Raw genomic sequence first — 21,750 nt, 5'->3', positions numbered from 1 at the left:
CGCAGAGCGTCGTTCGCGCCACTGTCGTTCCGGGGGCGCGCCGCACAGGATTGCCGCATGACCACAGACGCAGCCCAGTTCACCCCCGAGTCCACCGCGGCCGAGGTCGCCGACCGCGTCGCCCACTTCAGCGCCCGACTCGCCTACGAGACCGACGTCAGCGATGTCCGCGCCGCCCTCGGCGCGCGGACGCCCGGCCTGGTCGTCGTCGACTCCCGCTCGGCCGCGGCCTGGGCGCAGGGGCACCTGCCGGGCGCGCTGCACCTGCCCACTCGCGAGATCGCCGAACGCGCGCCCGCGCTCGTGCCGCCGGGCACCGACGTCATCACCTACTGCTGGGGCCCGGGGTGCAACGGCGCGACTCGCGCGGCGCTCGAGTTCGCCCGACTCGGCTACCGGGTGCGGGAGATGCTCGGCGGCTTCGAGTACTGGTCCAGGGAAGGTTTCACCGTCGAGGGAACGCTAGGCACCCGGGTCGCCGACCCGCTGACCACCATCGTCGAGGACTGCGGCTGCTGAGTCCACTGAGGACTGAGGCGTCGATTACCGGCGAGTAGTGGGCCTAATGGCCCAACGTCGGCCCGAAACCGTTTCACGCTCGCGGCGCACGGGTATCCCCAGGGCAACCGGATGAGCACCTTTCCCTTTGTCCGGAAGGAGAAACTGATGTCCACAGGCGCGATCATCGGCATCATCGTCGCGGTCGTCATCGTGCTCGCCCTGGTCGCGTTGGTGGCCAAGTCGAGCATGCGGAGCAAGCACCTCAAGGAGCGCTTCGGCGGCGAGTACGACCGCGCGCTGAGCGAGCACCCCAAGAAGAAAGAGGCCGAGCGCGAGCTCGCCGAGCGGGAGAAGCGGCACGCCCAGCTCGACATCAAGCCGCTCAGCGCGGCCGAGCGCGAGCGCTACACCCGCGAGTGGGCGGCCGTGCAGGAGCACTTCGTCGACCGCCCCGGCGAGGCCGTCGAGGAGGCGGACAGCCTGGTCACGGCCCTGATGGCCGACCGCGGCTACCCCACCGACGGCGACCACGAGCAGCGCTCGGCCGACCTCTCGGTCCGCCACGCGTCCACTGTGGAGGACTACCGCACCGCCCACGAGGTGCGCGCCCGGCACGCCTCGGGCGATGTGTCCACTGAGGAACTGCGCGAGGCGATCGTGCGCTACCGCAAGCTGTTCAGCGACCTGATCGCCGACGGCGCCGATGACAACGGCGACACCTACGAGGCCGACGCCGCCGCCCAGCGCGACGGCCACACGGTGCGCACCGACGGCCTGCCCGCCAAGCAGGTCGGCCACCGCAACTAGCCCCGCCCTCTCCCCCGGCCCCACTAATACGGAAGGCGATCGCCTTGCGACAGCACCAGTCCGACGACCAGCTGCAGACCGAGGACCTCCTCGGCGACCACCGCGACACCGATCGCGGGACAGACCACGAGACCGGCCACGACGCTGGTCACGTGACCGGCAACGAGACGGGTCACGAGTTCGGGCGTGAGGGCGACGAGACTCGCCTCGACGGCCAGGACAGCACTGACAGCACCGACCTGCACCGCACGCACTCGGACACCGACGCGGACGTGGACCACACCGTCACCGACGCCGACGGCGTCGAGCGCCAGGACTGGGACGGGACGCCGGCCTACGAGACCGAGCCCGCCGTGGACCAGGACAGCACGCCTGGGTACGCCACTGACGAGGTTCCGGCCCAGTCGGAGGTTCGGGAGTCCGCGGTGCCCGCGGCCACCGAGGGCGAGGAGCCCGGGGCGCAGCTGTTCGCTGACGACGAGGTCGAGCGGTTCCGGAGCCAGTGGCAGGCCATCCAGACGACGTTCGTGGATGACCCGCAGGACGCCGTGCGCGGGGCCGACCACCTGGTGGCCGAGGTGATGCAGGCGCTGGCGGCCACGTTCACCGAGCACAAGCGCGGGCTCGAGGAGCAGTGGCAGAGCGGGACCGAGGCGCAGACGGAGGACCTGCGGCAGGCGCTTCGGCGTTACCGGTCGTTCTTCAACCAGCTGCTGCACACGTGAGTTAGCCTTGCTGAAATCCCGCGTCGGAGTTTCCGGCGCGGGATTTTTGCTGTGCGGCCCTTTTGCTTACTAGCGTTGTTGTGCTCGATCGGGTGGAGTGGCTTTGTTTGGGGCCCCTAAGAAAAGAGGCGCCGGGGTGAAGCGGGTGGGGAAGGGATCACCCACGCCGGGACCAGGCTAGCGCCTCTTTTCTCCCCAAACAAAGCCACTCCACCCCATCGAGCGCTGTGGGGGCATGGGAGAGTTGGTGGGGGTGAGGGTTCTACTGAGAGGGTGGGAATGGGCGTGGGGTCGGGTTCAGGGGCGGGGTTGGGCGCGGGCTCGGGGCTGGGAGTAGGTGGCGACTTGGGGTCGGGTGGGAGTGGGTTTGCGCTGTTCGACACCGCTATTGGGCGGTGCGGAGTGGCTTGGGGGGAACAGGGCATCGTGGGGGTGCAGTTGCCGGAGCGCAGTGTGGGGGCGACGGTGGCGAGGTTGCGGCGGTACGGGCAGGAGAGTGTGCCCCCGGAGGTGGTTCAGGCGGCGATTCGGCGGATCATCGGGTTGTTGGCTGGGGAACGGGACGATCTTGGGGATATCGAGGTCGATCCGGCTGGGATCCCAGAGTTCGATCAGCGTGTCTACGCGGTTGCTCGGGCTATTCCGCCTGGGGAGACGTTGACCTACGGAGAGGTCGCCGCACGGCTGGGGCTTCCTGGGTCGGCACAGGCGGTGGGGCAGGCGTTGGGGCGGAATCCGTATCCGATCGTCATCCCGTGTCACCGGGTGCTCGGGGCTGGCGGGAAGGTCGGCGGCTTCTCGGCCGGCGATGGCGCGGTCACCAAGCTGCGGATGCTTGGGATCGAGGGGGCCGCACCCGGTGGTCAGCCCTCCCTCTTCGACTGAACGGCGCCGATGGTCTTCCCCGGGGACACCGGAGAGGACACGCGCATGCCCGTCGAGCGGCCGAGTACTGAGCGCAGGCGGTTGGCCGAGGCGCTGGCGGCCGGGCCCGTTCAGCCTGGCGCTGCGGCTGGTGTTGCGGGCCAGTGGGCTGAGTCTGGCCCGGGTCCAGTACCGGCTGCGGGAGCGGGATGCCGCTGCTAGCAAGACCGCGCTAAGCAATTGGCAGTCCGGGCGTACCCAGCCCGAGCGGCCGGAGTCGTTGCGGGCGTTGGCGGTATTGGAGGTCGTTGTCGGCCTGCCCGAGGGGGGCGCTCTCCTCGCTGCTGAGGCCGCCTCGGTCAGCGGGTCGGCCTCCGGTGACCAGTCAGCGCAGGGCGATCGGTCAGCGCGGGGCGGCTGGCCAGCGCACGGTGGTCGGCCAGTGCAAAGCGATCGGTCAGCGCAGGGCTGTCGGCCAGCGCAGAGCGATCGGCCAGTGCAAAGCGATCGGTCAGCGCACGGTGATCGGTCAGCGCAGAGCCATCGGTCAGTGCAGGGCGATGGCGGCGACGGCGAGGCCGTTGGCGGTGAGCCAGCGGCCGTCGAAGCCGGTGATCTCGGTGCCGTCGACGTGCGGTCCGGGGACCAGGAGCTCAGCGGTGAAGGTACCGTCGGGGCTGAAGCGGATGCGGGCCTCGGAGAAGCCCAACCACTTGCGCGCCAACGGGAACCATGACTTGTACACGCTCTCCTTGGCCGCGAAGAGCAGCTTGTCCCAGTGCACGTCCGGGTGCTCGACCGCGAGAACGGCCAAGTGGGCGCGCTCATCGGGCAGGGACACCGCGTCCAGGACACCCTCGGGCAGGGGCACGTGCGGCTCGGCGTCGATGCCCACGGTGGTGATCGCGGTCGCCTCGGCCAAGACGGCGGCACGGTAGCCGGCGCAGTGGGTCATGCTGCCGATGACGCCGTCGGGCCACTGGGGAGCACCGCGCTCACCGGGGATGATCGCCGCAGGCGGGCGCCCGAGCCGGGCCAAGGCCTGGCGAGCGCAGTGGCGGACGGTGGTGAACTCACGGCGCCGCTTGTCCACGGCCTTGGCGACCACCGCCTCTTCCGCAGGCAGCAGGACGGCCTCGGGCGGGTCGTCGAAGGCCTCCACCGCCACTACGGCGGCGGGCAGGATTTTCTCGATCACCGGTCCACCACGGTCTCGACCCTAGCCGCTTTGGGGGTGGACGTGGGCGTGGCCTGGATCATGCCGCGCTCGCTGCCGCCTGTTCGCTGACGCCTGTTCGCTGCCGTCTTTGTTGCCGTCTTCGTTGGCCGGGGTCGCATGCGTGGGCTCGGTCTGGTGGGGTTGCAGCCCTGCGTTGCCCGGCTTACAAGCAGGGCTCGATCTAGTGAACTCACTTCGTGCGGGGCCCCTAGAGCACCGCGGTGGGGAAAAAGCGTGGGGAGAAGGGCATCCCCACCAACGGGCCAGGTTAGCGGCACTCCTCCCCCACACGAAGCGAGTCCACTAGATCGAGCATCCGTAGCGGGCGTTGCGTTCCAGCGAAGTCGGCCTCACCGCTGCGGTTTGGTGGGTGGTTCTGCGAGGTTCCGCTGCGCGAACTCTGGACTGCCCGGTCGTGGTCAAGAACCTGCCGCAACACCACCACCAGATGCCGGCTAGCAGAACGGTCGGTTCGTTAGTTGGTCGGCTGGTCCGTTGGCAGTCCGCCGGTCCGCCAGTTGGCCGACTAGCCGGTCCGTAGGTGGGTGGTCCGTCGGTTAGCCGGTCGGTTGGTCGGTCCGTCGGCCGGCCAGTCCGCCGGTCCGGCGATTCGCGGGTCCGTCGGTTTGTCGGCTAGTCGGCTGGTCAGTCCGTCCACCGGGGGGTCCGTTGGTTGGTCGATCCGTTGGTCCGTTGGTCCGTTGGTCCGTTGGTCCGTCGGTCCAGCGGCCGGTCGGTCCGCCGGTCCAGCCGCCGGTCCGTCGGCCGGTCGGTCCGCAGGTTAGTCGGCTGGCCCGTCCGGTCGGTCCGTCGGCCGACCAGTCAGCCGGCCCGTCGATTCGCGAGTCCGTCGGTTAGTCGGCCGGTCCGTCCTTCCGCCGGTCCGTCGGCCGGCCAGCAGCCGATCCGTCGATTCGCGGATCCGTCGGTTTGTCGGCCAGTCGGCCGGTCCGTCCTTCCGCCGGTCAGTCCGTCCGCCAGTCGGTCCGTTGGTTGGTCGGTCCATCCGTCTGCCGGTCCGTCGCCAGCCGGTCCGTCGGTCCGTCCATCCATCCATGTGCCGGTCCGTCCGTCGGCCGTCCGTCCCTCTGTCCACCCGTCAGTCGGCCCGTCGGTCCAGTCCTCGGTTATCGGTCGTCGTTCCGTCGGCTAGTCGGCTGGTCCGTCCGTCCGGTCAGTTGGTCCGTCCAGCCGTCGGTCCGTCCGTCCAGCCGTCGGTCGGTCGGTCCGGCCGTCGGTGGCGGGCGCTGGCTTGGGTCCGCCTGCCTGACTGCCGCCGCCGGCTGGCTGGCTGGTGACCATCAGTGCCTGGTCGTTCGCCACTTTCCCATCAGCGGTGAGCGGGGGCCGCCCCCAGTGCGGCCCGCTGCTCAGTTCGCGTTCGCCACCACCCAGGTCATCGGGAGGTCCAGGCGGTCGCCGTTGGGGAGGGTGTCGGTGCCCTGGAGGATCAGGGAGCCGCTCTGCACGATGGTGATGTCCGCGGCGGTGAGTACTGCCTCCAGTTTGCCCTCCTGCCAGGCTGCCGGGGTCAGGTTGTGCTTGAAGACCTGCCGCATCTTCGGGACGGCGTCGGCGCTCTGGCTGATGGCGTCCTTGATCGTGTCGCCCGCGGTGGGGGACAGTTCGGCGGCGAAGAGGTGGCCCGTGGTGCCCAGCAGGACGGCCAGTGAGGCTGCGGCGTCGGCCCTTCGCTCGTCTGGCATCTGGTGCAGGACGCCGCGCATGTAGATGTTCGTGTCGCCGAGTTCCTCGTGCAGGGCTCGGGCGGCGGCGGTGTCGGTCAGGTCGAAGGTGCGGAACTCGACCCCGGACTCGGCCTGCAGTGCGGCCGCGTGCTCGATGGCGGCCGGGGCGAAGTCTAGGCCCAGCACCCGCTGGTAGAGCGTGGCCAGGGCGGCCGACTGGGTGCCGTTGCCGCAGCCGATGTCGAGCACCGGCAGGTCGACGGCGAAGTGCTGCTCGAACAGCGGCAGGTGTGCGGTCGCGGTGACGCTCGGCTCGCTGTCCCAGACCGCCTGACCCCGCTCCTTGGGCAGGTCGGTCCAGAAACTCTGCCAGTTGCCGTTCACCGATTGGTCCATTTCTCCTCCACCCGATATCACTCTTTAGGGTGATGGTTTACGACCAGTCGGGAGCGGCGACAAGACCTTGATCGACTTTTGGGCTGTTCAGGTGAAATCAGATAACGAAACAGCCCCTCTAATGCCCCTTGTTCGCGACGATGGGTGACAGATGATCACCGACGGTTGCCCTCTCTGTCCCAAGTGGACATAGACGAGGACGGCGGACCCGCCAGTCGCCTGGTGGGTCCGCCGTCCTCGTGGGACCAATCGGTCTCGATCAGTCGGTGTTACCACTCCTGCGGCGCTTGCGCCCGATGAGGAGGAATCCGCCGCCGAGCATCAGCAGGAGGAGTCCGCCCAGGAGCAGGGGTTGCAGGTTGGAGCCGGTCCAGGCCAGCGGGGGTCGGGGTGCGGGCGGTACCGGCCGCGGGGGCGCCGGGATCGGGGTGACGGTGACCGTGACGACCGCGCGGTCGTTGTCGGGGTTGTCGTCCGGTGTGCCGTCCACTGGGGACACGGTGGCCACGACCTCGGTGGTCGGGACCTGCTGGGTGGCGTGGGTGGTCACCGTGATCGGCGGCAGCGACTCGCCCGGCAGGGTCAGGGTGTCGGTGGTGCAGGTGAGGACCTGCCCCGCCGTGGTGCACTCCCAGCCCTCGCCGGTGGCCGTGCCGATGGCGAGTCCGGTCGGGACGGTGATGGTGGTGGTGGCGCCCTTGACCGGGACGGTGCCGGTGTTGGTGACGGTCTCGGTGAACACCACGGTGTCGCCGATGGTGGCCTGTGGTTTGTCGACGGTGAGGGTGATCCCCAGGTCGACCACCCGGTCGACGAGACCGGCGTCCACATCGGTGCGTTGGCTGATCCGCCCGCCGGTCAGGGTGATCACGACGGGGCCGCTGAGGCCGGTGAGCCAGTCCACGTCGGAGTCCACCGCCCGGTCGGTGCCTTGGCCGGGCTTGGTCAACGCCGCACCGTCGGGGACCTCCAGGCCGATCACGTAGGTGCCCGCCGCCAGGCCGGTGAACCGGTAGCCGCCGTTGGTGTCGGTGGTGGTGCGGGTGATCTCCACACCGTCGGCGTCGTAGAGGATCACCACGACCCCGCCGACCCCGAGCTCACCCGGGTCCTGAACACCGTTGAAGTTCGCGTCCTCGAAGACCAGGTCGCCGATCGAGCCGAGCTGCTCGCCGAAGTTGACGTTGGCGCCCTCACTCGAGTTGAGGGTGACCGGCACCGAGTTCGGCGTGGTGGAGCCGTAGCCGTCCGGCTGCAGCTCTTCCACGATGTAGTTGCCCGCGGGCCTGCCGATGAAGACGTAGGCACCGTTCGCGTCGGTCACAGTGGTGGCCAGCTGGTTGCCCGCGCCGTCGCGGAGGATCACCGTGACGCCCGCGAGCCTGCCCGGCTCGACCGGGTCGATGACCCCGTCACCGTCCAGGTCGATGAAGACGGTGCCGGTGATCGCCCCGGTCAGCTCGGCGAAGGTGTAGCCGGTCGCCTCAGCGCCCGCGCCGAGGGCGATCGCGGTGATCGAGTCCGGCGGGGTCACCGTGCCGCCCGCGCTACCCGCGGTGTCGGCGCCGTCGGCGTAGCCGGCCGGCTGGACCTCGGTGACGGTGTACGTGCCGCCGACCAGGTCGGCGAACGTGTACGAGCCGTTGGCCGCGCTGGTCACCGTGGCGGTGACCGGCCTGCCGAGCGCGTCGGTGCCGGCGAGGTTCACCGTCACCCCCGCGATGCCCGGCTCCCCGATGTCCTGGGTGCCGTCACCGTCGAGGTCCTGGAACACCACGCCTGCCAGCGAACCGCGGGTCTCGGTGAAGTTGTAGCCGCCGCCCGAGCTGCCCGAGGTGACCGGGATCTCGCTGATCACGTCGTTGCCCGCGATACCCGGCGGGTCACCGGCCTCGTCGGGTCCGTCGCCGTAGCCCGCGGGCTGGGTCTCGGTGACCGTGTAGGTGCCCGGGGTCAGGTTCGGGAACGAGTAGGACCCGTCCGGACCCGTGGTCACCGTGACCGGCCCACCGGGACCGGTGAGCGTGACCGTCACACCCGGGATCCCGTTGCCACCGTCGTCGACCACCCGACCGCTGACCGTGCCGCCGCGGAACTCACCGAAGGTGTAGCCGGTCGCGGCCACGCCACCGCCGAGGGCGATCGCGGTGACCGAGTCCGGCGGGGTGAGCGTGCCGCCCGCGGTACCGGCGGCGTCGATCCCGTCGACGTAGCCCGCAGGCTGCGTCTCGGTGATCGTGTAGGTGCCGCCGACCAGGTTGCTGAACGTGTAGGTGCCGTTGGCCGCCGAGGTGACCACGGTGTTGACCGTGTTGCCCTGGGCGTCGGTGCCGGAGAGCGTGACGGTGACCCCGCCGATCCCGGGCTCGCCCGGGTCTTGGGTGCCGTTGTTGTTGGTGTCGTCGAAGACCACACCGGCGAGTGAGCCGCGGGTTTCCGCGAAGCCGTAGTCGGTCCCCGTGGTGCCGGGGGTGATCACGATGCCGCTGATCACGTCGTTGACCGTGGCGTTGCCGCCCGCGCTGCCCGGGGTGTCGGGTCCGTCGCCGTAGCCGGCGGGCTGGGTCTCGGTGATCGTGTAGGTGCCCGGTCGCAGACCCGGGAACGTGTAGGTCCCGTCCGGGTTGGTGGTGACCGTGACCGACACGGGGTTGCCGTTGTCGTCGGTGCCGGTCAACACCAGGGTCACTCCGCCGATGGGGTTGCCGCCGTCGTCGACCACCCGACCCGAGAGCGAGGAGCCGGGGAGTTCGCCGAAGGTGTAGCCGGCACCGTCGACGCCGCCGTCGAGGGTGATGGCGGTGACCGAGTCGGGCGGGGTGACGGTGCCGCCCGCGGTGCCCGCGGCGTCGGTGCCGTCGAGGAACCCGGCCGGTTGGGTCTCGGTGATCGTGTAGACCCCACCGATCAGGTCGGTGAAGGCGTAGCCGCCGTCGGCGGCGGTGGTGACCACGCGGGTGACCGGTGCGCCGGTGGCGTCGGTGCCGGTCAAGGTGACCGTGGCGCCGGGGATGCCGGGTTCGCCGGCGTCGCGGGTGCCGTCGTTGTCGAGGTCCTGGAACACCGCCCCGGTCAGCGAGCCGCGGTCCTCGGCGAACTCGTAGCCGGTGCCGGTGGTGCCGGAGCCGATGACGATGCCGCTGATCACGTCGTTGACCGACGCGTCACCACCAGCACCACCCGGGGTGTCCGGACCGTCGCCGTAACCGGCGGGCTGGGTCTCGGTGATCGTGTAGGTGCCCGGCGGCAGGTTCGGGAAGGAGTAGGACCCGTCCGGGCCGGTGGTGATGGTGATCGGCCCACCGGGGCCGGTCAGGACCAGGGTCACACCCGGGATGCCGTTGCCGCCGTCGTCGACGACGCGTCCACTCAGGACGGACGCCCGGTACTCGCCGAAGGTGTAGCCGGTGCCGTCCGCACCACCGCCGAGCGTGATCGCGGTGATGGAGTCCGGCGGAACCGGCGTGCCACCAACGGAACCAGCCGTGTCGATCCCGTCGACGTAGCCCGCGGGCTGGGTCTCGGTGATCGAGTACGTGCCCCCGACCAGGTTCGGGAACGAGTACGACCCGTTGGGCGCGGAGGTGACCGTGACGTTCACCGGGGCGCCGGTGACGTCGGCACCCGACAGGGTCACGCTGACCCCGCCGATGCCCGGCTCACCCACGTCCTGCGTGCCGTTGTTGTTGGTGTCGTCGAAGACCACGCCCGCGAGCGACCCGCGGTCCTCGGCGAACTGGTAGCCCGTGCCGTCCGTGCCGGAGCCGACCACGATGTTGCTGAACACGTCATTGCCCGGGGTACCACCGGCACTGCCGGGGGTGTCCGGCCCGTCGCCGTACCCGGCGGGCTGGGTCTCGGTGATCGTGTAGGTACCCGGCGGCAGGTTCGGGAAGGAGTACGTCCCGTCCGGGCCGGTGGTCACGGTGATCGGAGCACCGGGGCCGGTGAGCGTGATCGTCACACCCGGGATCCCGTTGCCGCCATCGTCGACCACGCGTCCACTGAGACCGGAAGCCCGGTACTCGGCGAAGGTGTAGCCCGTGGCGTCGACGCCGCCGTCGAGGTCGATCGCGGTGATCGAGTCCGGCGGAGTGACGGTGCCACCGGCGCTGCCAGCGGTGTCGGTGCCGTCGACATAGCCGGCGGGCTGGGTTTCGGTGACCGTGTAGACCCCACCGACCAGGTTCGGGAAGGTGTAGGCGCCATTGGGCGCCGAGGTCACCGTCGTGTTCACGGCGTTGCCCTGGGCGTCGGTGCCCGAGAGCGTGACGCTCACGCCGCCGATGCCCGGCTCACCCGGATCCTGCGTCCCGTTGTTGTTGGTGTCATCGAAGACCACACCCGCCAACGACCCGCGGTCCTCAGCGAACTGATACCCAGTTCCGTCGGTACCCGAGTTGACGACGATGTTGCTGAACACGTCATTGCCCGCGGTACCACCAGCACTGCCAGCGGTGTCCGGACCATCCCCGTAGCCGGCGGGCTGGGTCTCGGTGATCGTGTAGGTGCCCGGCAGCAGGTTCGGGAACGAGTACGTCCCATCCGGACCGGTCAGCGCCGAGATCGGACCACCAGGACCGGTCAGCACCACCAGCACGTTCGCGATCCCGTTCCCGCCGTCGTCGACGACCCGACCGCTGAGACCGGAGGCCCGGTACTCGCCGAAGGTGTACCCGGTCGCGTCCACACCCGCGCCGAGGGTGATCGCGGTGATCGAGTCCGGCGGGGTGAGCGTGCCACCCGAGTTGCCTGCGGTGTCGATGCCGTCCGCGTAGCCCGCGGGCTGCGCCTCGGTCACCGAGTACGTGCCGCCGACGAGACCGGCGAACGAGTAGGACCCGTTCGGCGCCGAGGTCACCACGGTGTTGACCGGGGCGCCCTGGGCGTCGGTGCCCGACAGGGTCACGCTGACCCCGCCGATACCCGGCTCACCCGGGTCCTGCGTCCCGTTGCCGTTGGTGTCCTCGAAGACCACACCGGCCAACGACCCGCGGTCCTCGGCGAACTGGTAGCCGGTCCCGTCGGTGCCGGAGACGACCACGATGTTGCTGAACACGTCGTTCGCGACGTCACCACCGGCGGTACCAGCGGTGTCCGGACCGTCGCCATAACCGGCCGGCTGGGTCTCGGTGATCGTGTAGGTACCCGGCGGCAGGTTCGGGAACGAGTAGCTGCCATCGGGGCCCGTGGTGATGGTGATCGGCGCGCCGGGGCCGGTCAGGACGATGGTGACGCCCGGGATCCCGTTGCCGCCGTCGTCCACCACGCGGCCGCTCAGGCCACCCGCGCGGTACTCGCCGAAGGTGTAGCCCGTGGCGTCCGCGCCACCGTCGAGGGTGATCGCGGTGATCGAGTCGGGCGGGGTGAGCGTGCCACCCGAGCTGCCCGGGGTGTCGATCCCGTCGACGTAGCCGTTGGGCTGGGTCTCGGTGACCGCGTACGTGCCGCCGACCAGGTCGGAGAAGGTGTAGTCGCCGGTCGGACCGCTGAGCACGGTGGTGTTGACCGCGTTGCCCTGGGCGTCGGTGCCCAACAGGGTCACGCTCACGCCGCCGATGCCTGCCTCGCCCGGGTCCTGGGACCCGTTGCCGTTGGTGTCGTCGAAGACCACACCGGCCAGCGACCCGCGGTTCTCAGCGAACTCGTACCCGGTGCCGGTGGTACCGGAGCCGATCACGATGCCGGTGAAGACATCCGGGCCGACAGTGCCGCCCGCGGTACCCGCGGTGTCCGGACCATCGCCGTAGCCCGCGGGCTGCGTCTCAGCGATCGTGTAGGTACCCGGCGGCAAGTTCGGGAACAAGTAGCTGCCGTCAGGACCGGTGGTCACCGTGATCGGGGCGCCGGGGCCGGTGAGCGTGATCGTCACGCCCGGGATCCCGTTGCCACCGTCGTCCACGACCTGGCCGCTGAGACCGGAGGTCCGGTATTCGGCGAAGGTGTAGCCGGTCGCGTCCACACCGCCGCCGAGGGCGATCGCGGTGATCGAGTCCGGCGGGGTGGCGGTGCCGCCCGACGTGCCCGGGGTGTCGACGCCGTCGGCGTAACCCGCGGGCTGCGCCTCGGTGACCGTGTAGGTGCCACCCACCAGGTTCGGGAAGGTATAGGCGCCGTTGGGACCACTGGTCACGGTCGTGTTGACCGGGGTGCCCTGTGCGTCGGTGCCCGTCAGCGTGACGCTCACCCCGCCGATACCCGGCTCACCCGGGTCCTGCGTGCCGTTGTTGTTCGTGTCGTCGAAGACCACGCCCACGAGCGAGCCCCGGTCCTCGGCGAACTCATAGCCGGTGCCATCGGTACCCGAGCCCACGACGATGCCGCTGATCACGTCGTTGACCGACGCGTCACCACCAGCACCACCCGGGGTGTCCGGACCGTCGCCGTAACCGGCGGGCTGGGTCTCGGTGATCGTGTAGGTACCCGGCGGCAAGTTCGGGAACGAGTACGAACCGTCCGGACCGGTGATCACCGTGATCGGGGCACCAGGACCGGTGAGCGTGATCGTCACACCCGGGATCCCGTTGCCACCGTCGTCGACCACCCGACCGCTGAGACCGGAAGCCCGGAACTCGCCGAAGGTGTAGCCGGTGCCGTCCACACCGCCACCGAGCACGACGGCGATCGCGTCCGGCGGCACCAACGTGCCACCCGCGGTGCCGACGGTGTCGATGCCGTCGACGTAGCCCGCGGGCTGGGTCTCGGTGATCGTGTACGTCCCGCCGACCAGGTTGGCGAAGGAGTACGCGCCGTTCGGTGCCGTGGTCACCACGGTGTTGACCGGGTTGGTCTGGGCGTCGGTGCCCGACAGGGTCACGCTGACCCCGCCGATACCCGGCTCACCCGAGTCCTGCACCCCGTTGTTGTTCGTGTCGTCGAAGACCACGCCCGCGAGCGAGCCCCGGTCCTCGGCGAACTGGTACCCCGTGCCGGTGGTACCCGAGCCGACGACGATGCCGGTGAAGGTGTCCGGGCCGACAGTGCCGCCCGCGGTACCCGCGGTGTCCGGACCATCGCCGTAACCCGCGGGCTGCGTCTCGGTGATCGAGTACGTGCCCGGCGGCAGGTTCGGGAACGAGTAGCTGCCATCAGGACCGGTAGTCACCGTGATCGGCACGCCGGGGCCGGTGAGCGTGATCGTCACACCCGGGATCCCGTTGCCACCGTCGTCGACCACCCGACCGCTGAGACCGGAAGCCCGGAACTCGGCGAAGGTGTAGCTGGTCGCGTTGACCCCCGGGTCGAGGATGATCGCGGCGACCGTGTCCGGCGGGGTGAGCGTGCCACCCGAACTGCCGGCGGTGTCGATCCCGTCGACGTAGCCCGCGGGCTGGGTCTCGATGACGGAGTAGTCACCACCGACCAGGCCGTCGAACAGGTAGCCGCCGTTGGCGCCGGTGAGCACCGTGGTGGAGACCGGGTTGCCCTGGTCGTCCGTGCCGGACAGCATCACGGTCACACCCGCGATGCCCTGCTCGCCCGGGTCCTGGGTGCCGTTGCCGTTGGTGTCCTCGAAGACGACCCCGGCGAGCGAGCCGCGGTCCTCGGCGAAGACGTACCCGGTGCCGTTGGCGCCGGAGCCGATGACGATGTTGCTGAACACGTCGTTGACGGACCCGTTGCCGCCCGCGGAGCCCACGGTGTCCGGGCCGTCGGCGTAGCCGGCGGGCTGCGCCTCGGTGATCGTGTACGTGCCCGGCGGCAGGTCGGGGAACGAGTACGACCCGTCCGCCGCCGTGGTCACCGGGACCGGGCCGCCGGGCCCGGTCAGCGTGACCGTGACGTTCGGGATGCCGTTGCCCGCGTCGTCGACGACCCGGCCGCTGAGGCTGGAGGAGCGGAACTCGCCGAAGTTGTAGCCGGTGGCGTCGAAGCCGCCCTCGACCTCGATCGCGGTGACCGAGTTCGGCGGCACCAGCACACCGCCGGAGGTGCCGATGGTCTCGGCGCCGTCGGCGTAGCCGACCGGCTGGGACTCGGTGACCTCGTAGGTGCCGCCGAGCAGGTGGTCGAAGACGTACCCGCCGTTGGCCGCGGTGATGGCCTCGCGGTTGACCGGCACGCCCTGCGCGTCGGTACCCGCGAGCGAGACCAGCACGCCCGGGATGCCGGGGTCGCTCGGGTCGCGCACGCCGTTGTTGTTCAGGTCCTCGAAGACCACGCCAGCCAGCGAACCGTGCTCCTCGCTGAAGGTGTACCCGGTGGCCTGGGTGCCGGAGAGCACCGCGATGCCGCTGATCTGGTCGTTGGTGACGACGCCGCCCGCGGTGCCCGCGGTGTCGGGGCCGTCGCCGTAGCCGGCGGGCTGGGTCTCGGTGATCGTGTAGGTGCCCGGTGCCAGACCGGCGAAGGCGAAGGCACCGGAGTTGTCGGTGATCGCCGGGCTGCCGATCTGGTTGCCGTTGTCGTCGGTGAGGGTCACCGTGACGCCCGGGATGCCCAGGTTGTCGTCGTTGACGACGCGGCCGGAGATCGTCGCGCCGCGGTACTCGGCGAAGGTGTAGCCGGTGGCGTCCACGCCGCCGCCGAGCGCGATCGCGGTGATCGTGTCCGGTGGGACGAGCGTGCCGCCGGAGGTACCGGGGGTGTCGGTGCCGTCGCTGTAGGTCGCGGGCTGGGACTCGGTGACGGTGTAGGTGCCGCCGACCAGGCCGACGAAGGAGTACGACCCGTTGCCCGCGGTGACGACCACGGTGTTGACCGGGTTGTTCTGCGCGTCGGTGCCCGAGAGCGACACCGCGACGCCGCCGATGCCGAGCTCGCCCGGGTCCTGCAGGCCGTTGTTGTTGAAGTCGTCGAACACCACGCCCGCGATGGAGCCGCGGTCCTCGGCGAAGACGTACCCGGTGGCGGTGGTGCCCGAGGCGATCACGATGCCGCTGATCACGTCGTTGGCCACGGTGCCGCCCGCGGTGCCCGCGGTGTCCGGACCGTCGCCGTAGCCGGCGGGCTGGGTCTCGGTGACCGTGTAGGTGCCCGGGGTCAGGTTCGGGAAGGAGTACGTCCCGTCCGGCGCGCTCAGGGCGTTGATCGGCCCGCCGGGACCGGTCAGGACCACGGTCACGCCCGCGATCCCGTTGCCGCCGTCGTCGACGACCCGACCCGCCAGGCTCGAGCCGCGGAACTCGCCGAAGGTGTAGCCGGTGGCGTCGACACCGCCCGCGAGGGTGACCGCGGTGATCGAGTCGGGCGGGGTGAGCGTGCCACCGGAGGTACCGGCGCGGTCGGCACCGTCGGTGTAGCCGGCCGGCTGGGTCTCGGTGATCGCGTAGGTGCCGCCGATGAGGTTGGTGAAGGTGTAGGTGCCGTTCGCGGCGGTGGTCACGTTGCGGGTGACCGCGGCGCCGGTGACGTCCTGGCCGGTCAGGGCGACGGCCACGCCGCCGATGCCGGGCTCGGCCGGGTCCTGGGTGCCGTTGTTGTTGCGGTCCTCGAAGACCACGCCTGCGAGCGAGCCGCGGTCCTCGGCGAAGACGTACCCGGTGGCCGCCACGCCGGAGCCCACGACGATCCCGCTGATCACGTCGTTGACGGCGGTGTTGCCGCCCGCGGTGCCCGCGGTCTCGGGGCCGTCGCCGTAGCCGTTGGGCTGGGTCTCGGTGAGCGTGTAGGTGCCGGGCACCAGGCTCGGGAAGGAGTAGGAGCCGTCCGCCGCGCTGATGGCGGTGATCGGGCCGCCGGGGCCGGTGAGGGTGACCGACACCCCCGCGATCCCGGTGCCGCCGTCGTCGACGACGCGGCCCGCGATCGAGCCTGCCACGAACTCGCCGAACAGGTAGCCGGTGGCGTCGACCCCGCCCGCCAGGGAGATGGAGGCGATCGTGTCCGGCGGGGTGGGGGTGCCACCGGAGGTACCGGCGCGGTCGGCACCGTCGGTGTACCCGGCGGGCTGGGTCTCGGTGACCGAGTAGGTGCCACCGACCAGGTTGGTGAACGAGTAGGTGCCGTTCGCGGCCGAGGTGGTGACCACCGAGACCGGGTTGTTGAGCGCGTCGGTGCCGGTCAGCGTGACCGTGGCACCCGAGATGCCCACCTCACCCGGGTCCTGCAGGCCGTTGTTGTTCGTGTCGACGTAGACCACGCCAGAGAGCGAGCCCCGGTCCTCGGCGAACTGGTAGCCGGTCGCGGTGGTGCCGGAACCGAGCACGATGCCGCTGATCACGTCGTTGCCGACCGTGCCACCCGCCGACCCGGCGGTGTCCGGGCCGTCGCCGTACCCGGCGGGCTGGGTCTCGGTCACCGTGTAGGTGCCCGGGCGCAGGCCCGTGAACGAGTAGGTGCCGGTCGGGCCGGTGGTCGTGGTGAGCGAGACCGGCGCGTTGTTGTCGTCGGTGCCGGTCAGGGTGATGGTCGCGCCCGGGATGCCGTTGGCTGCGTCGTCGACCACCCGACCGGCGAGCGAGGCGCCGGTGACCTCGCCGAAGCGGTAGTTGGTGGCGTCCACGCCGGGGTTGACGTCGATCGCGCTGATCGAGTCCGGCGGGGTGAGCGTGCCACCCGAGGTACCCGCGGTGTCCTTGCCGTCGAGGAAGCCCGCGGGCTGGGTCTCGGTGACGGTGTAGATGCCGCCGAGCAGCCCCGCGAAGGTGTAGGTGCCGTCCGCGGCGGTGGTGGTCGTGCGGTTGACGGCGCCGTTGGCGTCGTCGGTGCCGGTGAGCGCGACGGCCACGCCGCCGATGCCCGTCTCACCCGGGTCCTGCAGGCCGTTGTTGTTGAGGTCGCGGTAGACCACGCCGGACAGCGAGCCGCGGTCCTCGGCGAAGTCGTACCCGCTGGCCGACTCACCGGAGACCAGGATGATCCCGCTGATCACGTCGTTCGCGGTGATCGTGCCGCCCGCGTCGCCGACGGTGTCCGGGCCGTCGGCGTAGCCGATCGGCTGGGTCTCGGCGATGTTGTAGCTGCCGGGGGTCAGGTTCGCGAAGACGTAGCGGCCGTCGGCGCCGGTGGTGGTCGTGCTGGTGCCGCCTCCCGGGCGGGTCAGCGTGATGGTGACGCCGGGGATGCCCTCGGCGGCGTCGTTGACGACCTGGCCGGTGATGGAGTTGACGATGAAGTCGCCGAAGAGGTAGCCGGTGCCGTCCTGACCCGGGTCGAGGGCGATCGCGGTGATCGAGTCCGGCGGGGTGAGCGTGCCGCCCGCCGAGCCGACGGTGTCCTTGCCGTCGCTGTAGCCGGTCGGCTGGGTCTCGGCGAGGGCGTAGGTGCCGCTGAGCACGCCGGTGAAGATGTAGGAGCCGTCCGCGGCCGCGGTGGTCGTGCGCGACACCGCGGCGCCGGTGGCGTCGGTCCCGGTCAACGTGATCAGCGTGCCCGGGATCGGCGCCTCGCCCGGGTCGCGGGCGCCGTTGTCGTTGGAGTCCTCGTAGACCTCGCCCGCGAGCGAGCCGCGGTCCTCGGCGAAGACGTAGCCGGTGGCGGCGGTGCCCGAGGCCAGGGTGATACCGCTGATCACGTCGTTGGCCACGGTGCCACCGGCGGTGCCCGCGGTGTCCGGGCCGTCGGCGTACCCGACGGGCTGGGTCTCGGCCAGCGAGTAGGTGCCGGGCGCGAGGTTCGGGAACGAGTAGTTGCCGTTCGCCGCGGTGGTCGTGGTGCGGGTGCCGCCGGGGCCGTTCAGCGTGATGGTCACGCCGCCGATGCCGCCGCCGAGGTCGTTGACCACCCGGCCCGCGATGGAGGTCGACTGGAACTCGCCGAAGTTGTACCCGGTGGCGTCGACACCGGCGCCGAGGGTGATCGCGGTGACCGAGTCCGGCGGGGTCAGCGTGCCGCCCGCGGAGCCGATCGTGTCGGTGCCGTCGGTGTACCCGGCGGGCTGGGACTCCGTGACGGTGTAGGTGCCGCCGCGCAGCCCGGCGAAGGTGTAGGTGCCGTCCGCGGCGGTGGTCGTCGTGCGGTTGACCGCGACGTTGGCGGCGTCGGTGCCGGTGAGGGTGACGGTGACCCCGCCGAGGCCCGGCTCACCGGGGTTCTGGACGCCGTTGTTGTTGGTGTCCTGGTAGACCGTGCCGCTGAGCGACCCGCGGTCCTCGGCGAAGATGTAGCCGGTGGCCGTGGTGCCCGAGGTGATGGGGATGCCGCTGATGGTGTCGTTGACGACCGCGCTGCCGCCCGCCGAACCGACCGTCTCCGGCCCGTCGGCGAACCCGACGGGCTGGGTCTCGGTCAGCGTGTAGCTGCCCGGGAGCAGGTTGGTGAAGGTGTAGGTGCCGTTGGCGGCGGTGGTCGCCACCTGCGGGCCGCTGGGGCCGGTCAGGGTGATGGTGACCCCGCCGATGCCCGCGCCGGTGTCGTCGCGGACGGTGCCCGAGATCGAGGCCGCGCGCAGCTCGCCGAAGTTGTAGCCGGTGGCGTCGACACCGCCGCCGAGGGTGATCGCGGTGATCGAGTTGGGCGGGGTGAGCGTGCCGCCCGAGGAGCCCACGGTCTCGGCCGCGTCGTTGTACCCGGCCGGGGTGACCTCGCTGACCGCGTAGGTGCCGCCGCGCAGCCCGGTGAAGGTGTAGGTGCCGTCGGCGGCGGAGACCAACGACAGGTTGACCGCGTTGCCCCCGGCGTCGGTGCCGGCGAGCGAGACGGCCGCGCCCGCGATGCCGGGCTCACCGACGTTGAACACGCCGTTGTTGTTCAGGTCCTCGTAAACACGGCCGGAGAGCGAACCGCGGTCCTCAGCGAAGACGTAGCCGGTGGCGGCGGCGCCCGAGGCCAGGGTGATGCCGCTGATCACGTCGTTGACCGCGGTGCTGCCGCCCGCGGTGCCCGCGGTCTCCGGGCCGTCGCCATAGCCGGCTGGCTGGGCCTCGGACAGGGAGTAGGTGCCTGGTGGCAGGCCGGTGAACGAGTAGTCGCCGGTGGCCGAGGTGGTGGTGGTCGAGGTGCCGCCGACCGGGCGGGTCAGGGTGATGACCACGCCGGGGATCGGGTTGCCCGCGTCGTCGACCACCGTGCCCGCGAGGGAAGCGCCGACGAACTCGCCGAAGGTGTAGCCGGTGGCGTTGGTGCGCACCGGCAGGGCGATCGCGGTGATCGAGTCCGGCGGGGTCAGTGTGCCGCCCGCCGAGCCGACCGCGTCGGCGCCGTCGGAGAAGCCCGCGGGCTGCGTCTCGGCCACCGCGTAGGTGCCGGGGCGCAGGGCGCCGAAGGTGTAGGAACCGTCGAGCGCGGTCGTGGTGGTCAGGCTGACCGCGTTGCCCGCGGTGTCGGTGCCGGTCAGCGCGACGGTGGCCAGGGCGATGCCCAGCTCGCCGACGTTGCGGACGCCGTTGTTGTTGGCGTCGATGTAGACCGAGCCGGACAGGCTGGAGGTGTTCTGCTCGGCGAAGTTGTTGTTGACGCTCGAGGCACCCGAGGGCAGCGTGACGGTGAAGCGGTCGTTGACCAGGATGATCGCGTTGGTGCCTGGGGTATCGATGCCGTCGTCGAACGCGGTGGGTTGGGTCTCGGTGATCGTGTAGACGCCCGCCGCGATCCCGGCGAAGGAGTAGGTGCCGTTGGCCGCGCTGGTCGTGGTGAGGTTCACCGCCGCGCCCGCCGCCGTGGTGCCCACCAGGGTGACGGTGACGTTCTGGATGCCGGTGTCGCCGTTGCCGGTCTCGAAGGCGCCGTTGTTGTTGCGGTCGGCGAAGACCCGGCCGGACACCGTGCCCACGGTCGGGACCTGAACGGTCGCGCTGTCGGTGACGGTGGCCAGCAGCGGGTCGGTGGCCGTCACGACCGCTGTGTTCGCGTCGCCCAGGACCGGCGCGGTGGCCGTGCACGTGTAGGTGGTGGTGCCGCCGATGGCGAGCGTGCCGATCGCACGGGCACAGCTCGGGGACACCACGTCGGAGACCACCACGCCGGTCAGCGCGGTGTCGCCGGTGTTGGCCACGGTGATGGTGAAGGTGATCGTCTGGCCGGTGGTGTAGCTGGCGGCGTTGGCGGTCTTGGTGATGTCGATCGACGGGCTGATGACCACGACGTTGACGCTGTCGGAGTCGGTCATCGTGTCACCGAACGCGTTCTGCCCGGTCGCTGTCGCTGTTTGGGTGAAGTCGTCGGCTGGCGCTGGTCCGGAGCAGGTGTAGGTGAACGGGACGTCCGCGGCGAGGTTGCCGATCGTGCGGTTGCAGTTGGTCACCGCCGGGTCGCCGATGGCGACGTTCACCGCGTTGGAGCCACCCGGCGAGACCACCGTGATCTGGTAGGTCACCGTTTGACCTGGTCGGAACGGACCGGTGCCGACCAGAGTCTTGGTGATGTTGAGCGAGGGGACGGGGACGGACAGCACCAGGTTCGCGGCCAGGTACGTATCGCCTGATGTGCTGAACGCCAGGTTGGCCGAGGTGGCGCCGACCGGGATGAGCGAGGTGGTGAACTCCTTCGAGTCCACGCTCATGTTGTTCAACGGCGCCGGGTTCACGTCTCTTTGCGCGTTGGAGACGAAGAAGTTCGTCGTGTTCGACCCGGACAACGGCTCGACCACGGCGGTGCCGTTGATCAGGAACTGGTCGCCGGTGATGCTGAAGTCACCCTCGAAGGCGGTCAGGCCGACCCGGGTGCCCGCCGCGCCGACCCGGAAGCCGTTGATCGTGGTGGTCGTGGTGGCGTCGGTCGAGGACTGGCGGACGTGGCCGTCGTAGACGAAGACCTCGCGCTTGGCGGGGGCGTTGGTGTTGGGGGAGGCGTACTTGTAGACCACGACCAGCGACCAGCCCGCGTAGCAGCCGAAGCCCTCGGGGGTCCAGATGTTGCCCACGGTGATGGTCTGCGAGACGCCGGTCGTCGCGGCGGCCAGCTGGGCGGTGACGTTGGCGTAGGCGGAGTAGAACTGCGCCTGGGTGGCCGGGACGCTGGACATCGCGTCCCGGGTGATCACCGCGGGGGCGACGTTCACCGGGGTGGCGCCGCCGACGGTGAGCCGGACGGACTGGCTCTCCGGGGTGCCCGCGGGGGCGTTGGCGAACCCGGCCCCGGCGAGCAGCTGGCGGGAGTTGCAGCCGTACTCCGAGGAGATGAAGCCGTCGTCGTCGCGGAAGTTGCCGGTGTCACCCGACCAGTTCAGCCGGGCGAAGTCGACGGTGGCGCCGGAGGGGATGGTGATCGCGGCCGTGGAGGAGTTGTAGGTGGCCGAGAGACCGTCCACATCGGCCCAGCGCATGTAGAACGAGTCGTTGAACCCGCTCTGCGCGGTGTAGGTGCGCGCCTGCGAGGCGACGCAGTCCGCGGGGATCTCGCCGAACGGGTCTTGCGGGTCGGACAGCGTCGGGCAACGCGAGTTTCCGTTGCCCGCCTGCAGGAAATCACCGTAGATCTCCTGGTCGTAGTTCAGCGTGAACGGCCGCACGATCGACGCGTCGGCCGGGGCCGTCGCCAGCACGACCACACCCGCGGCGGCGGTGACCACCGCCAGCAGCGCGGCCAGCGCACGGCGTACCGCTGTCCCTCTGAACATGTGACGACTCCCCTGCCCACGAAGCAGCACCCAACGATCGGAATGTGCCTTTTGGCAAAGATCTGCGCCTGCCGGGGTCGGACAGTTCACCGGGTCGTGTAAATGTGTGTAACG

7 protein-coding genes are annotated in these 21,750 nt (G+C 70.5%); 4 read left to right on the top strand and 3 right to left on the bottom strand.

Going from position 1 to position 21,750, the window contains the following annotated elements:
* Positions 1–57 precede the first annotated feature (57 nt).
* From QSK30_RS32165 to QSK30_RS32150, 4 genes are all read left to right on the top strand, one after another.
* Positions 58–519 carry a rhodanese-like domain-containing protein gene (locus QSK30_RS32165; protein ID WP_285508718.1) on the top strand — a complete coding sequence of 154 codons (462 nt, stop codon included), beginning with the start codon at positions 58–60 and terminating at the stop codon, positions 517–519.
* Positions 520–666: 147 nt separating this feature from the next.
* Positions 667–1,308, top strand: a complete 642-nt coding sequence (locus QSK30_RS32160; RefSeq protein WP_285508717.1) for a hypothetical protein — start codon at positions 667–669, stop codon at positions 1,306–1,308.
* Between the two features lie 44 nt (positions 1,309–1,352).
* Positions 1,353–2,033, top strand: coding sequence for a hypothetical protein (locus QSK30_RS32155; protein WP_285508716.1), 681 nt, complete (start codon positions 1,353–1,355; stop codon positions 2,031–2,033).
* 345 nt (positions 2,034–2,378) lie between these two features.
* The gene (locus QSK30_RS32150) at positions 2,379–2,918 is read left to right on the top strand and encodes a methylated-DNA--[protein]-cysteine S-methyltransferase (protein ID WP_285508713.1); all 540 of its coding nucleotides are present in this window, start codon (positions 2,379–2,381) and stop codon (positions 2,916–2,918) included.
* A 526-nt stretch (positions 2,919–3,444) separates the two neighbouring features.
* Here QSK30_RS32150 and QSK30_RS32145 read toward each other — a convergent pair.
* From QSK30_RS32145 to QSK30_RS32135, 3 genes are all read right to left on the bottom strand, one after another.
* A complete protein-coding gene (locus QSK30_RS32145) occupies positions 3,445–4,095 on the bottom strand; it encodes a 4'-phosphopantetheinyl transferase family protein (RefSeq protein ID WP_285508712.1) in 651 nt (216 codons plus the stop codon).
* A 1,391-nt stretch (positions 4,096–5,486) separates the two neighbouring features.
* Positions 5,487–6,200 carry a class I SAM-dependent methyltransferase gene (locus QSK30_RS32140; RefSeq protein WP_285508711.1) on the bottom strand — a complete coding sequence of 238 codons (714 nt, stop codon included), beginning with the start codon at positions 6,198–6,200 and terminating at the stop codon, positions 5,487–5,489.
* Between the two features lie 259 nt (positions 6,201–6,459).
* A complete protein-coding gene (locus tag QSK30_RS32135; RefSeq protein WP_285508709.1) occupies positions 6,460–21,636 on the bottom strand; it encodes an SdrD B-like domain-containing protein in 15,177 nt (5,058 codons plus the stop codon).
* Positions 21,637–21,750: the final 114 nt, after the last annotated feature.

It is taken from the genome of Actinokineospora sp. NBRC 105648 (genome assembly GCF_030269645.1).
Lineage (GTDB): Bacteria > Actinomycetota > Actinomycetes > Mycobacteriales > Pseudonocardiaceae > Actinokineospora.
This window is presented reverse-complemented; position numbering and strand designations above follow the sequence as displayed.

Coding starts and splice junctions, on each gene's coding strand:
- QSK30_RS32165 (WP_285508718.1), top strand. CDS start 58: ATGACCACAGACGCAGCCCAGTTCACCCCCGAGTCCACCGCGGCCGAG.
- QSK30_RS32160 (WP_285508717.1), top strand. CDS start 667: ATGTCCACAGGCGCGATCATCGGCATCATCGTCGCGGTCGTCATCGTG.
- QSK30_RS32135 (WP_285508709.1), bottom strand. CDS start 21,636: ATGTTCAGAGGGACAGCGGTACGCCGTGCGCTGGCCGCGCTGCTGGCG.
- QSK30_RS32140 (WP_285508711.1), bottom strand. CDS start 6,200: ATGGACCAATCGGTGAACGGCAACTGGCAGAGTTTCTGGACCGACCTG.